Source organism: Bradyrhizobium sp. B097 (genome assembly GCF_038957035.1).
Classification (GTDB): Bacteria; Pseudomonadota; Alphaproteobacteria; order Rhizobiales; family Xanthobacteraceae; genus Bradyrhizobium.
This window is the reverse complement of record NZ_CP152412.1, coordinates 4,882,609-4,897,977: the sequence shown is the minus strand read 5'-3', so window position 1 is coordinate 4,897,977 and position 15,369 is coordinate 4,882,609. Positions and strand designations below refer to the sequence as shown.

The window sequence follows — 15,369 nt, the reverse complement described above, 5'->3', positions numbered from 1 at the left end:
GAAACCGCCGTTCGGCATCGCAGGTAAAAGGCTGTCGCGTTCGGCCCCGAAACGGCTCGCTTTTCTATAAAGCTCGGGGGCTCTGACTAACGCTGACGGACGGCAAACCTGACGAATCGCGTTTCGATCCGAGGGCCGCGTTGCCCGCAACATAGGGGCGCAAGCGGTAAAGTCAATCTTGGAACCAGCCGGATGGCCGAAAAAGCTTAATGTTTTCGCCAAAATAACCGTCGTTTCCGTCATTTGGCGTTCAAATGAATCACTGGCCGGCTATCTGACGGCGGGCCTCGGCAAGGGGCGTTCGCGCCGCTTTTCCCATAAATCCGCCGCGCCCGGCCCCGCCGCGGCGCGGGCTGCCCTACCAGGTATAACGGACCGCGCCTTTGCCGGCATAGGAGCGGGTCGCGCTGGAGAATTCGCCCTCGAAGCTTGCGAGCGCCGACCAGCCGTTGGCCCATTTCAGTTCGGCCGAGGCGGTGGTGAGGGCGGAGTCTGCGGCCTGCGCCGCACCGCTCACGACGAAGCTCGCGCCGGGCAGGGTCTGGAACGTCGCGGCGATGCTGCGGTCGGGGTTGAAATCATGCGCCCAGGCGGCACGGCCGCGCAGCGTCAGAACCGCATTGGAGAGCGCAAAGGATTTGTCGGCGCGCAGGCCGAGCTCGCTGCGGCTGTCGGTGACGCTCTTGGCGTTGTAGGCCAGCGCAAAGGTGTTGGCGCCGACGATGGCCTGTTCGGCGTAGCCCGGCAGCTGGAATGTCGTGAACTGGCCGGCGGCATAGGGCGTGATGCCGACGCCGCCGATCCACGGCGCAACGAGGCGATAGCCGCTTTCAGCGCGGCCCGACCAGGCGTTGGCGTTGAACTCGGCGCGAAGGCGATCGAGACCCCCAACCGTCACGGTGCGGTCGGTGGTGACGTCCTGCCAGCCATAGGCCAGCGCACCGGCGAGATACGCCGCGCCGATAGTGTGCCGGACGAAGGCGCCGGCCTGGAACAGATCGGAGCGTCCGCCGCCGCCATTGGCGACGCTGAAATTGGTGCCGCCGCCGGCGAGCGCGAAACCGGCGATCGTGTTCGGCGAGAAGCGGTAGTCGGCGCCGATGGCGGTGCCGAACGCCTGGCTTGTGGTGTTGTTCGAGCCGAGCGCCGCGTTGCCGTCGGTGGTCTGGGAGCCGCCGTAGGCCGCCGCCCACACGCTCCAGCGTGGGTCATAGCTCTCGGCGATCGGCGCCTTGCGATAGATCGCGGCGGCGGCGTCGCTGGTCGAACGCTTCGCTGCATAGGCCAGCGAGTTGTCGTCAACGTAGGCCGTGGCGCCGGCCGGCGTCGCCGTCGGAACACGGCCGTCGACGAAGGGATCGAGCATCGTGCCCATGAACTGGTTCATGGCGTTGAAGGTGGTCTGTTGCGATCCGGCGGCGGTCTCGCCGGAGAGCTGGGTCAGGCCGTTGAGGAGGTTGTCGCCCGAGACCTTGAAGATCGCGCTGAACGCATTGGAGAGGTTGGCGCCGCCGAGCAGGCCGTTGTCGATCGCACCGGCGACGGTCCTGTGGTTGATGCCGGCATTGGCCGGCAGGATCGGGGAGAGCATGCCGGGATCGACCGACAGCAGCACATCGTTGCCGACATAGCTCAGTACCGGATTGCGGGCGAGGTTGTTGGCGAGCAGCAGGGTTGCCGAGCCGAACGTGCCGCTCAGCGTTCCCGCATTGACGATCGCGTAGGTGGTCTTTTTCGTAATCCGCTCGAGCGGATCGACCACCACGTTGCCGCCAAGGTTGGCGGTGCCGGTCACGATCGTCTTGTCGCTGATCGTATTGGTGAGCTGCACCAGATAGGTCGCCGCCGCGGTCATGGTCAGGCTCGCCATCGTGATCGTCCCCGGCGAATTGCCGGGCGACAGCGTGCCGCTGATGACAGCGTTACCGATGGTGCCGTTGCCGCCGAGCGTGCCGGTCGGGCCGACCGTGACGCTGGCGTTCGGCATCGTGCCGTTGAGGATGAACACGCTGTCGACGTTGACCATCCCGGCAAAGTTCGAGTTGCTGCCGGTAAAGCTCCAGTTCGAGCCTGCAAGAATCCCAAAATTGGCGAAGCCGCTGCCGAGTTTCGATAGGTCGAAACTCGACGCGGTCGTGCCGCCGAACTGCACGATACTGGTCCCGCTGCCGACGATGTTGCCGTTGAACACAGCGCCGGACTGGACTTGCAGCACGTCGTTGGTGCCGCCGAATTGAACGGCGGTGCCGCCGGTGCCGGTGATGGTGCCGTTGGCGATCAGCGTGGTGGTGCCGCCGGACGTCACGATGCCGGTGGTGCCGGTGACGTAGGTGCCGGTCGTGATGAAGATGTTGCCGGGGGTCGAGCGCGATGCCGATATGCCGATGCCCGAGCTCTGCACGCCGGCCAGCGCGTCGATCCTGATGTCGCCGAGGCCGTCGCGCTGGGCGAAGATGCCGTAGCTTCCGGCGGCCGTGCCGTTCGCAATGACATTGCCTTCGGCGCGCAGCGCCAGCGTTGCGGAATTGTCGGCGCCGTTCGCGATGATGCCGCTGATGCCGATCGCCGCCGCGCTGGTCGAGGTGGCGCTCACGGTCCCCTTGGTGTCGAGATCGATGCCGCCGAGCCCCGCGGTCTCGGCAGCGCGCCTGGTATCGCCGCGGGTCAGCGCGACACCGGTCGCGGCACCGTCCGAGGTGGCGGTCACGTCGCCATTGGCGCGAACGGTCATGGTGCCGGTGTTGATGTTGGTCGGAGAAAAGCTGGTGGCTGAGGCGCTGATTCCGGTGGCGGTGCTGCCGGGGCCGGTCGCGGTCGCCGTCACGGCACCGTCGGTGGTCAGCCGCGTCGCGGCCAGATTGTATTGTCCCATGCTGATGCCGATGACCTTCGACGCGATGTCGCTGACCGAGGTTGCCGTCACGGCGCCGTGCAGGTTGAAGTCGACCGGGACCACGCCGCTGGCGCCGAGGGACGCTCCGATCACGTTTGCCACGTAGCCGGACCGTGACATGCCGGTGACCGTGATCGAACCGTTGGCGTTCAGCACCGCCGAGCCGTTGCTGGACGTGCTTCCGAGCCCGGCGGACAGACCGGCGACGGTGCCACCGGCCGAAGGAAGGGTGGAAGCCCTGGTGTCGAAGGTTCCGGAAAGATCGCCATTGATGGTCGCGGTGTTGGTGCCGCCGGCGGCGGAAAAGCTGACCGACGCCAGGGTGCCGAAGAAGGACGTATCGGGGCCGCTTCCCCTGGCGATATTGCCGTCCACGACGAGGCTGTTGTTGGCGCCCCCGGCGGCGTAAACGGACAGCGTCCCGCCCGTGATGCCGCGCGTTCGGACCGTCGTGGTGCCGGTGCCGTAGTTCCATAGGCTGACGTCGCCACTAACGTCCTGATTGAGCTTCACCGTGAACGCGCTGGTGTTGGCCGAATTGTTGCCTTCGAGGCGGATGCCCCCAGTGACGCTCGCATTGGTGGTGAGGTCGACGGTGCCGACGCCGCCGTTCTGGAGATAAATGCCGCCGGTGACTGCGCCGTTGGTCGTGACGGAAAGATTGCGCGCAGAATGAAGGATCTGTCCCATCCGGACGAAGATTCCGCGGCTGCCATTGGTTGCGTCCCCGCTGACTGCGCCTGTCGCGATCGTGACGTCGGACTGGCTGCCGTCGGTCAGGACGTAGATTCCCAAGCTGGCCACGATCTGGCTTCCGACCGTGTTGATGTTGACGCTGGCGTTCGGTCCGCTGCCCGCGACCTGGATCCCGCTGCCGCCCCTGATCGTGCCGGCGCTCTGCGTAATGGAGACCGGTCCGTTTCCGATCGAGGCATTGATCGCGGACCCGTACACGCCGGCGGTGACGTCGGCCGACCCCGTGTAGGTGATCGTGCCTTGGGCGCTGAGCACGACGCCGTCGTAAAAGGTTGATGCGGTGATCCCGGCGAGGTCGTTGTGATTGAAAGTCAGGTTGCCGCCGCTGCTCGCCGCTGCGCCGCCGGTAATTCCGGCGCCGGCGTTGACGGTAACCGTGAGATCGTTTGAGAAACGCGTGACGTTAAGGCGCCCGCCGGCCGGGTTGGCGGCGTCGCAGAGGACGTTGTTTGACGTGGCTATGGTGCCGCTGAGGCCCTGGCAGGCCGCCTGCGCTTCGGTCGCGGCGGCCAGCGCGATCAATGATGCCGATCCGAGCAGCGCGCCGCGCCACATCGTCAGCCTGCCGCCGATGCCGATCATGAACTTGCCCCACGCCCCATTGTATCTGCATGTTTCTCGCGCAACGGTCGTGCGCTGTCTTCTCAGTGCGCGCATACCGTCGATCCAAAGCGCAGCTGCCGCAGAAATGAGCGCAGGTGTTGCCTCTCGGCACCATGTCGCACGGGCTGCGTCGGATCGGCGCGAGCGCAGTGCCGCCACGCAGCGCCGTCGTCCTAGTGCCCCGCAGCCCGGTACTCGCCCGGCGTCAGGCCCTCGGATGCGCCGAAGATCCGGTAGAACGTCGCCAGGCTGCCAAACCCGCAGGCGAGGGCGATATCGGCGATCGGCCGCGGCGGCTTTTCACAAAGCAGCCTGCGGCTCTCGCTCAAGCGTTGGGCCGTGACGGTCTGCGAAAAGCTCTCCCCCGTCGCTTCGAACAGGACGTGCAGATAGCGGACCGAGACGCCGAGCATCTCGGCGACCATCCCCGGCGACAGCGCCGGCTTCGCGAGATGGCGCGTGATCAGGCGGCGCGCGAGGCTGAGCCGGCCGGCGCGCAGTGCCTGCTGGGCGCGGCGGCTGCCCGGCCTGATCGCGCCGCGCTCGATCAACGCAAGGTCCGCCACGATCTTGACCAGCGCAGGAATGCTCGCGGTATCACCGGCCTCGGTGGCCTCCTTGAAATCGGCAAGGCAGGCTTCGAGCAACGGCGCCCAGCCGCGATGGCTTGTCGCCGGAGAACTCCGGCGCGCAAGCGCGAGGGCTGCAGTCTGATCTACGCGCAGGTCCACGAGATCGGGCACAAGCGCGCGAGCCGGGCCGGTCGATGGCGCTTCCGGGCTGTGATCCACTTGCTTGCTGCGCATCGTGCGTGACCCTTCGCTCTGCATCAGAGCGCGCGTCGCCGGTAAGGAAATTGGCTGTGCCGAGCCCGGGCGAAGCGCCAGCGCGGTTCTGGCGAAATCGCCGGAAATTATCTTCTCAATGCGCGCAAGCTGATCACTTCGGTGCAGAGGACGCGGGATCGCGCCACGATCGGCCGGGTCGTCGGTTTGTCCCATGTCAGCCATTCGAGACGTCTCCAAAGGTCTTGCGATGCAATATCCTATATTTCACATAGTCGTGTAAAATATGAAATAGATAACATGCGTCAAAACTATCCACGGTCCGGCGAAATGGTCCGGCCGGTCCCTGATGGTCGGTGGTCGGGAGGGTTTTGCTAAAGGGTAACCGCGGCGCGCGCGGGCCGTCGTTGCGGACTACTTCCGCTTCGGCATCACGGCGCAGCCGTAGAGCACCATCGCGCACATCTGGCGGTAGCGGGCCGAGAAGTCGTCACGGGCGATCGGCGGCAGCGCCTGGTTGACGGCACGTGCGCCGTCCGCAAGGGCCTGCGCGATCTGCGCCGGTTTGAACTCGCCGTTCAGCTTCAGGAGCCGTGCGGCCTGCAAGTCGATCACCAGTCTTTCCAGATCGGCCTGGAATGAGACGGCGGATTTGATCATCAAATCGCGGCAGCGCTTGAAGGCCTCGGCATTGAGCTCGACGGTGTGCGGCGAATGGGTGAGGCGGCGCCGCGTCTCGCCGTAGCGGACGTCGAGAATCGTCGCGAAAATATCCAGCGCGCCGCCGCCCTTCGCCCGCACGGTGCGGCCGGCCTCCAGCGCGAGTGCCACGTCCTCGACGTGGCGCCAGGCGATGACGGCGCGAAACGCCTCTTCCTTGTTGCTGAAGTAGTAATACAGCGCGCGCTGCGTGAAGCCGCAGACCTTGGCCAGCCCGACCATCGACAGCCCGCTATAGCCGTAGTCGAGAAAAGCCTGATTGACCTGCGCCAGCAGGTCAGGTCCAGGCTTGATCATCTTCTTCGACATCAGGATTCCGGGGACGAGGGACGGCGCGTGACGCAGGGAATCCCGATTACGGGCATCACGGCGCTTTAGCAACCCGCAAGTGCCCGGTGTCGCGGCCGGTCCGGATCGACGGTCAGGCCACCCGTGCCCGGTAATCGCCTGGGGTCATCGATTCGGATGCATTGAAGAGGCGGTAGAACGTCGCGAGACTCTCGAAGCCGCAGGCAAACGCGACCTCGGCGATCGTCTGCCCGGACTGCTCGCGGAGCAGGCGGCGGCTTTGCGCGAGCCGAAGCGCGGTAACGGTCTCCGAGAAGCTCATCTCGGTCGCCTCGAACAGGATGTGCAGGTGACGCACCGAGATGCCGAGCAGGCCGGCGATCAGGCTTGGCGTCAGCGCCGCGTTCGAGAGATGCCGCCGGATCAGGCGGCGGGCCAGCGACAGATGGGCGCTTCGCAGGGCCTGCTGCGCGAGCCGGCTCTTTGGCCGCATGATGCCGCGCTCGATCAGCGCGATATGGGCGAGCGCCTGCACCATCGGGGCCGCATCCGCCGCGGTGGCGTCATGGCCTTCGATGAGGTCGCGGAAGCAGGATTCCAGCAATGGCCGCAGCGCGGTCTCATCCTGCATGGGCCTCGGGACCAGTTCGCCGAGCTCCGCACCCGGCGGGACGATGTTGGTCACCGGGATCTTGATGATGCGCAGGTGGAAGCCGTCATCGTGCAGCGGGACGGTGCGATAGGGCAGGTCCGAATAGCTGGTCGCGAACATGCCGTCGCGCACCGCGAATTCATCGAGCCGCGCGCCGCCGAACCAGCCGCCACCGCCGAGCTGCTGGTAGATGCACAGGCTGTCGCTGCGCGCGTCTGCGATGTCGCCGGCGCGCCGCTCGACGCGGTAGGGCGAGGCACGCAGCTCGACCAGCCCAGCGTCGCCGAGCTGGCGCAGCGAGAACTCGCCGAAGAAGTCGCTGCGGTGCTCGGGTTCGAGTTCTGCGGTGACGCCGAACAACCCCTTGGCGCGGACCTCGCGCCAATAGTCGAAGCGATCCGGGGGATCGACTTGCTCAGTGGACCATGTGTACACGGAAAAGCCCCTGGAGTGCCCTTGGGACGTGCGGAGAGCTCGCGCCGGATGGAAGCTGGAACCTATCACGCGGGCCGTAAAAAGAAACTTGACCTAAGACGGACGGGACGCCTCATGGGGGGCAAAGAGGGACGCCAAGGGGCGGTCACGATGGCCATCCGGCGTCGGCCTTGAACCGGCCAAACGGCTGATCCGACTATTAGGCGGCGGTCGCACGAGCGGCGCACTTGTCGTGCAGGCGGGAATTGGGATGAAGAGCTGGCTTTCGAGACTTTCAGCGGCCCTGTTCGCGGTCGCCTTTGTCGCATCGGCGGCACCCGCCCAGGCCGAAAAGCGCGTCGCCCTGGTGATCGGCAACAATGATTACAGGAACGTCCCCAAGCTGCAGAAGGCTGTCAATGACGCCCGCACCATGGGCGACACGCTGAAGCAGCTCGGCTTCAACGTCATGGTGGCCGAGAATCTGAACCGGCAGGCGTTCTCCGAGACGTTGCTGGCCTTCGACCGCGCCGTGGAGCCCGGCGACACCGCGTTCTTCTTCTATGCCGGTCACGGCTTCGAGATCGCGGGCCAGAATTTCCTGCTGCCGACCGACGTGCCTGCCGCGACCGAGGGGCAGGAGGAGTTGGTGCGCGACGCCTCGGTTCTCGCCGACCGCATCATCGAGCGGTTGCAGAACAAGAAGGCGCGGACCTCGATCCTGGTGTTCGACGCCTGCCGCAACAATCCGTTCGAGCGCGCCGGCACGCGCGCCGTTGCCGGCGGCGGTGGCCTCGCGCCGATGACGCAGCTGCCCGAAGGCGTGTTCTCGGTGTTTTCGGCGGGGCCGCGACAGACTGCGCTCGACCGGCTGTCGAACGACGACGCCAGTCCCAATTCTGTGTTCACGCGAACCTTTGCCAGGGAGCTGCTGCAGCCCGGCGAAAACCTCGTGCAGGTCGCGCAGCGCACGCGGCGTCTGGTCAGCGAGATGGCCGAGACCGTGAAGCACAAGCAGATCCCGGTCTATTTCGACCAGATGGTCGACGACGTCTTCCTGAACGGGATCGCGAAGGGGCAGGCCGAGGCGGCCAAGCCATCGGCTCCGCCGCAGCAGGTGGCGGCGCTGCCGCCGGTCTCGGTGCCGAAGCTGCCGAAGGACGATTCCATCAACGCGCCGATCGCGAGCTTCTCGCGGCACAATGGCGGCTGGACCGTCGTGTTCTCGATCGCCGATCCGACGCTCGGCATCTCCTGGCGGATCGGCGATAGCGGCGATTTCCGCGAAACCGGCTTCATGGACACGCTCGATCCGCGCACGCGCAAGCGGATGCCCAATCCATCGATCGAGCTGCCGGCCGATGCGCCGGCGGCCACGATCGAGCTCCGCTATGTCGATACGCAGGGCGAGATGCAGGGGCCGTTCCCGATCAAGTTCGATCCCGACGCCGCGCTGATCCGCGACCAGCGCAAGATACTCGACATGACCGCGACGAGCTGGCTGTCGTTCCGAGAGTTCAACGGGCTGCTCGTCTACTACACCCACCTGATGTCGTATCGCTGCGCGATCCGCGAGGTGCGGATCGGCATCGACACCGCGGTACCGGACAAGGTCTTGAAGATGCCGGCCTGCAATTCGCGCGATCCGAGCGCAATCCCGTCCGACGCGCAGCCCTATCTGAAGCTCGCGCCGCAGACCAAGTCGGTTTCGGTGGAGCTGACCTACCGCGACGGCAGCGTGTCGGAAATCAAGACGTTCAGGCGATAGCACAGCATCCTTGTCGTCCGATCTGCGTTACAGTCGGCGAGGCAGCGATAAGGACGGCATCGTGGATGCAGGCAATCCGGCAACGCCGAAGACGCGTCAGATGAAGGTGCGCTGCTGCGTCGTCGGCGGTGGGCCGGCCGGCATGATGCTCGGCTATCTGCTCGGGCGCGCCGGGATCGATGTCGTGGTGCTGGAGAAGCACGCCGATTTCTTCCGCGACTTCCGCGGCGACACCGTGCATCCGTCGACCCTGCAGGTGATGGACGAGCTCGGTCTGATCGACGGCTTCCTGAAGCTGCCGCACCAGGACATCCAGAAGCTCGAAGGCATGTTCGGCGGCACCCCGGTGCGGATCGCCGACCTCAGTCGCCTCAGCGTCAAATATCCTTTCATCGCGATGATGCCGCAGTGGGACTTCCTCAATTTCCTGCGCGAGAGCGGCAAGCGTTTCCCCTCGCTGCAGGTTTTGATGAGCGCCAAGGCGACCGACCTGATCCGGCGCGGCGACGCCGTTGCAGGCGTCCATGTGAACACGCCTGATGGGCCCATCGAGATCGAGGCTGATCTCACGATCGGCTGCGACGGCCGCCATTCGATCGTGCGCGAGCGCGCCGGCCTCGACGTCGAGGAGATCGGCGCGCCGATGGACGTGCTGTGGTTTCGCGTCGGGCGGCGTCGGGACGAGACCGAGAATTTGTTCGCCCGCATCGACCACGGCAAGATGATGGTGACGTTCGACCGCGGCGACTATTGGCAATGCGCCTATGTGATCGCCAAGGGACAATATGAGGCCGTGAAGGCGAGGGGATTGCCGGCGCTGCTCGACGACGTGCTGCGGCTCGCGCCGATCCTCAAGGCCGGCATTGCCGACGTGAAGAGTTTTGACGACGTCAAGCTGCTCACGGTTGCGATCAATCGCCTGACGCGCTGGACCCGTCCCGGCCTGCTCTGTATCGGCGACGCCGCGCACGCGATGTCGCCGATCGGCGGCGTCGGCGTCAACCTCGCGGTGCAGGACGCGGTCGCGACCGCCAACATCCTGGCGGCCAAGCTCGCGCAAGGCTGTCCGCCGGAGGACGAGCTCGATGCCGTGCGGCGTCGCCGCGAATTCCCGGTGCGGGTGACGCAGCGCATGCAGGTGATCGCGCAGAACAACATCATCAGCGCTGCGCTGAAGGGCGGCGATCAACCGGTGCCGTTCGCGTTGCGGTTGATCACCGCGATGCCCTGGCTGCAAGGGCTGACGGCGCGTCTTGTCGCGATCGGGGTGCGGCCGGAGCACGTCCATTCGCCGGCGGCGCGCTGACAGGCGTCGCGCGCAGGGAAGGAATTTATCAAGGATAACAGCTTCTTAAAGGAGCCGTTAGAAGTTGCGTGATTGCAACAGACAGACATGATTCGAACCCGGCGCACATGGATTCTGCAGGGCCGGTTCCCGCGGTTTGCTTTTGGTAAGGGTCTCTCTGGGAAAGCTCATCCCCATCAGACAATCTGGGGATGCCACCATGTCTCATGCCAAATTCATTGCCGCGCTGACCGTGACCACAGCGCTCGGCGTCGGTGCTGCATCGGCCGCCGACCTTGCCGCCCGTCCGTACACCAAGGCGCCGGCCTATGTAGAAACGCTCTACAACTGGTCCGGCTTCTACATTGGAGGCCATCTCGGCGGCGCTTGGACCAACGAGCAGTGGGTCAACAGCGCAAACACGACGGCGTTCGGCGATCTCGCACCCGGCCAGGGCTTTCGGCAACGCGGCTCGGGTTTCATGGGTGGCGGTCAGATCGGCTACAATTGGCAGGCCAACAACTTCGTGTTCGGCGTCGAGGGCACGATCTCCGGGCTCGACAATTCCGGCCGCGTCACCAACACGGTGTTCGGCGTCGGCCGCGACGATCAATTCAGCTGGCGCTCGAACGTCATGGCAACGATCGTCGGTCGTGCCGGCTACGCGATCCAGAACAATCTGCTCTATTTCAAGGGCGGCTATGCCGGCGTGAACAACCGCCTGTCCGTCGTCGACAACCTTCCGCCGGCAACCGGCTCCGGCAGCCAGACCCATTGGGCCAGCGGCTGGACGGTCGGCGCCGGCTGGGAATACGGCATCACCCGCAACTGGACCATCGGCGTCGAATACAACTACGCCGCCTTCGAGCGTCAGACCTATCAGCTCGCCGGCACCGCGGCGGGCACCTATACGTTCGACGCCAAGCCGCGCGATATCCAGTGGGCGGTGGTGCGGATGAACTACAAGTTCGACGCGCCGGTCATCGCGCGCTACTGAACGACACTGAGGCGAACAGGATGCAGGAGCCCCGGCAAATGCCGGGGCTCTTGTGTTTCATGGATCCTGTGTTTTCAGGCCATCACCGAATAGCCGCCGTCGACCGGGATCGCGGTGCCGGTGACGAAGTCCGACGCCGGCGAGGCCAGGAACACGGCGATCCCTGAGAAGTCGTCGATGGCTCCCCAGCGGGCCGCCGGCGTGCGTGCGAGCACGCGCTCGTGCAGCCCGGCGACCTGCTGGCGCGCGCCCTTCGTCAGATCGGTGTCGATCCAGCCCGGAAGGATGGCGTTGACCTGGATGTTGTCTGGGGCCCAGGCGTTGGCGCAGGCGCGGGTGTACTGCACGATGCCGCCCTTGCTCGCGGCATAGGCCGCAGCGAAGCTCGCGCCGAAGATCGACATCATCGAGCCGATATTGATGATCTTGCCGTGGCCCGACGCCTTGAGCGCCGGATAGGCCGCCTTCGAGCACAGGAAGGCGCTGGTGAGGTTGGTGTCGATCACCTTGCTCCACTCGTCGAGCTCGAGCTCGTGCGGCGGCTTGCGGATGCTCATGCCGGCGTTGTTGACGAGGATGTCGATCCGGCCGAGCTCACCGATGACCCGCTCGACCATCGCCGCGACGGCGGCCTTGTCGGTCACGTCGGTTGCCACCGCGATCGCCTTGACACCACGCTGGCCGAGATCCTCGACGGCAGCCCTCGATTTCGCCTCGTTGCGGCCGACCACGGCAACCGCCGCGCCGGCATCCGCCAGGCCGCGCGCCATGCCAAGCCCGATGCCGCCATTGCCGCCGGTGACGATCGCGACCCGGCCCGAGAGATCAAACTGTCCGTTTCTCATTGTTATTGTCCGCTATGGTTTGAACCTGCGGAGAGAGTGCCCGATCGTCAGGGCGCTGACCAGATCGGGCGCGGCCGGTCGGCCCTGCGCGAAGAGGCGTGCGCGCGAGAATCGTTCTCGACTGCGTTCAGGCAACAAAAAAGCCCCGGACAATACCGGGGCTTTTCGTCTGCCAAGTCAGCAGGGATCAGTAATCAGCTCAGTACTTGGCAACAACCGGACCGGTCCAGTTGAAGCGGTAGACCAGCGAGGTGCTGATGGTCTGCACGAGCGGCTTGAAGGTGATGTCGCGGCCGTTCGAGATGTTGGTGACGTCGGCGAGTTCCGAGATGTTCTTGTTGTCGTAGTAAGCGGCGCGGTACTCGGTCTTCATGAACCAGCCCGGCGCGGTGATGCCGAAGATGTTCAGGTTGTTCTCGACGCCGCCGCCGACGAACCAGCCGCTGCGATCGAAGCCGTCGGTGTGTCCACCCACCGGGAGAGCAGTGGCGGTGTTGAACAGCGTGGTGCCCTTCCAGTGCGAGTTGGAATAGCCGGCGTTGACGTAGGACAGAACGTTCGGAGCGACCAGATAACCGAGGCGCGCGCCGGCGGCCCAGCTGTAGTCGTTCTTGATGTTGCCGGCGATTCCGAGGCCCTGATCCTGGATCGTGCCCTTCAGGCTGCCGAACTGGCCGTCGGCGAACACGCCGATGACCCAGCTGTTGGCGGTCTGCCAGTCGTAGCCGGCACCGACGGTGCCGTACCAGCCATCACCGCCCTGGCGCTGGTTGAAGCCGAGGATCGGCGCGCCCGTGGTGGTCGACTGGACGCCGGTGTCAGCGTCCCAGACGCCGCCGCCGCCACCGCCGAAGATGTAGAAGCCGGTCCAGCTCGGCGCCACCGCGATCGGGGCAGGAGCCTTGGTGTAGGGGCGGGCGGCCAGATCGGCAGCCGACGCGGAACCCGTCATCGCAGCAACCGCGGTCAGAGCGAGCAAAATCTTCTTCATATCCAAATCCTCGACTTTAGCGTTCGATCGGGTCGCTGACGGGGGCGCGATGGCACCGATTCCCGAAACTCATGCTGGGACTATACGTGGTTCCGCCGCAAATGCTGTTGCGGGTGAGACACAACCGCCCGAAAACGAAACCGCAAGCACTCTCCGAAAGCGCGAAATGAAAACGGCCGCCCCGATCTGGGGGCGGCCATAAAATCATTTTAAATCAGCTGGTTGGGGCCTAAACGTCAAGCAAATCGTCGCTCGCGAATTCGGCCTTGTCGGAGATGAATGCAAAGCGGGCTTCCGCCTTGGTGCCCATCAGCCGCTCGACCGAGTCGGCGGTGCCCTCACGATCGTCGGCAAGCAGCACCACGCGCAGCAGCGTGCGCTTGGCCGGATCCATCGTGGTCTCCTTCAGCTGCGCCGGCATCATCTCGCCGAGGCCTTTGAAGCGGTTCACCTCGACCTTGGCGTTGGCGTTGAATTCGCTCTTGAGCAGCTCTTCCTTGTGGGCGTCGTCGCGCGCGTAAACCGACTTGGTGCCGTGCTTCAATTTGTAGAGCGGCGGCACCGCCAGATAGAGATGCCCTTCGTCGATCAGCCGCGGCATCTGCCGGTAGAAGAAGGTGATCAGGAGCGATGCGATGTGCGCGCCGTCGACGTCGGCGTCGGTCATGATGATGATGCGCTGATAGCGCAGATCCTCTTCGCGGTAGTGCGCGAGCGTACCGCTGCCGATCGCCTGCACGAGATCGGAGAGCTGCGCGTTGGCGGTCAGCTTGTCCTTGCCGGCAGAGGCGACGTTGAGGATCTTGCCGCGCAGCGGCAGCACGGCCTGTGTCTTGCGATCGCGTGCCTGCTTGGCGCTGCCGCCGGCCGAGTCGCCTTCGACGATGAAGAGTTCGGAGCCTTCGGTGCCGGCATCGGAGCAATCCGCGAGCTTGCCGGGAAGACGCAGCTTCTTGCCGGCGGTCTTGCGCGCGGTTTCCTTTTCCTGGCGGCGGCGCAGCCGTTCCTCGGCGCGATCGATCACGAAGTCGAGCAGCCGGTTGGCCTGGTTCGGATTGCCTGACAGCCAGTGGTCGAACGGATCCTTCATCGCCTGTTCGACGATGCGCTGCGCTTCGGCGGTGGCGAGGCGGTCCTTGGTTTGGCCCTGGAATTCAGGCTCGCGCACGAACACCGAGAGCATCACGGCCGCGCCCACCATCACGTCTTCGGAGGTGATGGAGGCCGCGCGCTTGCCCTGGCCGGCGCGCTCGGCGTGGTCCTTCAGGCCGCGCAGCAGTGCGCTGCGCAGACCCGATTCATGCGTGCCGCCATCGGGCGTCGGCACCGTGTTGGTGTAGGACGACAGGAAGCCATCAGCATCGGCCGTCCAGGCTACCGCCCATTCGCAGGCGCCATGCGCGCCGCTGCGGCCGGACTTGCCGGAGAAGATATCCTGATGCACCAGCGTGTCGGCATGGATCGCCGCGGCCAGATAGTCCTTCAGGCCGCCAGGGAAGTGAAACTTGGCTTCCGCCGGGACATCTTCGACGCCCTTCAACAGCTCCTGGTCGCAGCGCCAGCGGATTTCGACGCCGCCGAACAGATACGCCTTCGAGCGCGTCATCTTGAACAGACGCTGCGGCTTGAAGGCCGCCTTGGCGCCGAAAATATCGGTGTCCGGTTTGAAGCGGATGCGCGTGCCGCGGCGGTTGTTGATCTTGCCGAGGTCTTCGAGCTTGCCCTTGGGATGGCCGCGCTCGAAGGTCATGCGGTGCAGCTGCCCGCTGCGCGCGACCTCGACCTCGAGCCGTGAGGAGAGGGCATTGACCACGGAGACGCCGACACCGTGCAGACCGCCCGAAGTCTCGTAGACCTTGGAGTCGAACTTGCCGCCCGAATGCAGGGTGCACATGATGACTTCGAGCGCCGACTTCTTCGGGAATTTCGGATGCGGATCGACCGGGATGCCGCGGCCATTGTCCGTCACGGTCAGGAAGCCGTCGGTGGTCAACTCCACGTCGATGAAGGTGGCGTGGCCGGCGAGGGCCTCGTCCATGCAGTTGTCGATCACCTCGGCGAACAGATGGTGCAGCGCCTTCTCGTCGGTGCCGCCGATATACATGCCGGGCCGCCGGCGGACCGGTTCCAGCCCTTCCAGCACCTCGATATCAGCCGCCGTGTAGCCGGCTTCGGCGCTTCCCGTGGGCCGGGAAGCAGCCTTCGCCGGGGCGCGTCCCTTCGGCTCCGGGGCGCCAAACAGATCGTCGGCAGATTTACTTTTGGCGTTTGATTTCAGTGGTTTGGACATGGTTTTTCAAGTGGTGCGCCGATCTGGGCGCAGCGAATCGGTTGCTCTGACTATGCCACGGATGGGCTGCCAAATGGGGGCG

The 15,369-nt window shown here is 65.3% G+C and carries 10 protein-coding genes; 3 read left to right on the top strand and 7 right to left on the bottom strand.

The genetic code is table 11. The annotated features are described in order from the left end of the window. Nucleotides 1–358: 358 nt before the first annotated feature. The 4 genes from AAFG07_RS23105 to AAFG07_RS23090 all read right to left on the bottom strand — a co-directional run bounded on the left by AAFG07_RS23105 (nt 359) and on the right by AAFG07_RS23090 (nt 7,132). Nucleotides 359–4,231: an autotransporter domain-containing protein gene (locus tag AAFG07_RS23105; protein WP_342722181.1), complete on the bottom strand. Its 3,873-nt coding sequence runs from the start codon at nt 4,229–4,231 to the stop codon at nt 359–361. A 194-nt stretch (nt 4,232–4,425) separates the two neighbouring features. After that, nucleotides 4,426–5,262 carry a helix-turn-helix transcriptional regulator gene (locus AAFG07_RS23100; protein ID WP_342722180.1) on the bottom strand — a complete coding sequence of 279 codons (837 nt, stop codon included), beginning with the start codon at nt 5,260–5,262 and terminating at the stop codon, nt 4,426–4,428. 189 nt (nt 5,263–5,451) lie between these two features. Next, nucleotides 5,452–6,066 (bottom strand): helix-turn-helix domain-containing protein, encoded by a 615-nt coding sequence (locus tag AAFG07_RS23095; RefSeq protein ID WP_342722179.1) that lies wholly within the window; start codon nt 6,064–6,066, stop codon nt 5,452–5,454. Between the two features lie 112 nt (nt 6,067–6,178). Continuing rightward, nucleotides 6,179–7,132, bottom strand: coding sequence for a helix-turn-helix domain-containing protein (locus tag AAFG07_RS23090; RefSeq protein WP_342722178.1), 954 nt, complete (start codon nt 7,130–7,132; stop codon nt 6,179–6,181). A 250-nt stretch (nt 7,133–7,382) separates the two neighbouring features. Between AAFG07_RS23090 and AAFG07_RS23085 the strand changes: the two genes are divergently transcribed. The 3 genes from AAFG07_RS23085 to AAFG07_RS23075 all read left to right on the top strand — a co-directional run bounded on the left by AAFG07_RS23085 (nt 7,383) and on the right by AAFG07_RS23075 (nt 11,161). Then, complete coding sequence (locus AAFG07_RS23085; protein ID WP_342722177.1) at nt 7,383–8,879, top strand: caspase family protein; 1,497 nt, start codon at nt 7,383–7,385, stop codon at nt 8,877–8,879. A 100-nt stretch (nt 8,880–8,979) separates the two neighbouring features. Continuing rightward, entirely contained in the window at nt 8,980–10,185 is a 1,206-nt protein-coding gene (locus AAFG07_RS23080; RefSeq protein WP_342729221.1) for an FAD-dependent oxidoreductase, read from the top strand. A gap of 199 nt (nt 10,186–10,384) precedes the next feature. Further along, complete coding sequence (locus tag AAFG07_RS23075; protein WP_342722176.1) at nt 10,385–11,161, top strand: outer membrane beta-barrel protein; 777 nt, start codon at nt 10,385–10,387, stop codon at nt 11,159–11,161. Between the two features lie 74 nt (nt 11,162–11,235). On the opposite strand, the gene AAFG07_RS23070 is transcribed toward AAFG07_RS23075, so the two are convergent. The 3 genes from AAFG07_RS23070 to parE form a co-directional block, all read right to left on the bottom strand. Further along, on the bottom strand, nt 11,236–12,006 hold the full coding sequence (locus AAFG07_RS23070; RefSeq protein ID WP_342722175.1) for a glucose 1-dehydrogenase: 771 nt from the start codon (nt 12,004–12,006) through the stop codon (nt 11,236–11,238). Between the two features lie 199 nt (nt 12,007–12,205). Beyond that, nucleotides 12,206–12,997 carry a porin family protein gene (locus tag AAFG07_RS23065; RefSeq protein WP_342722174.1) on the bottom strand — a complete coding sequence of 264 codons (792 nt, stop codon included), beginning with the start codon at nt 12,995–12,997 and terminating at the stop codon, nt 12,206–12,208. Between the two features lie 229 nt (nt 12,998–13,226). Next, nucleotides 13,227–15,287, bottom strand: a complete 2,061-nt coding sequence (gene parE / locus AAFG07_RS23060; protein WP_207839516.1) for a DNA topoisomerase IV subunit B — start codon at nt 15,285–15,287, stop codon at nt 13,227–13,229. Nucleotides 15,288–15,369: the final 82 nt, after the last annotated feature.

What these genes read in the sequence shown, in the direction of transcription:
- parE (WP_207839516.1), bottom strand. Translation starts at nt 15,287, where the DNA reads ATGTCCAAACCACTGAAATCAAACGCCAAAAGTAAATCTGCCGACGAT.
- AAFG07_RS23105 (WP_342722181.1), bottom strand. Translation starts at nt 4,231, where the DNA reads ATGATCGGCATCGGCGGCAGGCTGACGATGTGGCGCGGCGCGCTGCTC.
- AAFG07_RS23075 (WP_342722176.1), top strand. Translation starts at nt 10,385, where the DNA reads ATGTCTCATGCCAAATTCATTGCCGCGCTGACCGTGACCACAGCGCTC.
- AAFG07_RS23080 (WP_342729221.1), top strand. Translation starts at nt 8,980, where the DNA reads ATGAAGGTGCGCTGCTGCGTCGTCGGCGGTGGGCCGGCCGGCATGATG.
- AAFG07_RS23070 (WP_342722175.1), bottom strand. Translation starts at nt 12,006, where the DNA reads ATGAGAAACGGACAGTTTGATCTCTCGGGCCGGGTCGCGATCGTCACC.
- AAFG07_RS23095 (WP_342722179.1), bottom strand. Translation starts at nt 6,066, where the DNA reads ATGTCGAAGAAGATGATCAAGCCTGGACCTGACCTGCTGGCGCAGGTC.
- AAFG07_RS23065 (WP_342722174.1), bottom strand. Translation starts at nt 12,997, where the DNA reads ATGAAGAAGATTTTGCTCGCTCTGACCGCGGTTGCTGCGATGACGGGT.
- AAFG07_RS23100 (WP_342722180.1), bottom strand. Translation starts at nt 5,262, where the DNA reads ATGGCTGACATGGGACAAACCGACGACCCGGCCGATCGTGGCGCGATC.
- AAFG07_RS23085 (WP_342722177.1), top strand. Translation starts at nt 7,383, where the DNA reads ATGAAGAGCTGGCTTTCGAGACTTTCAGCGGCCCTGTTCGCGGTCGCC.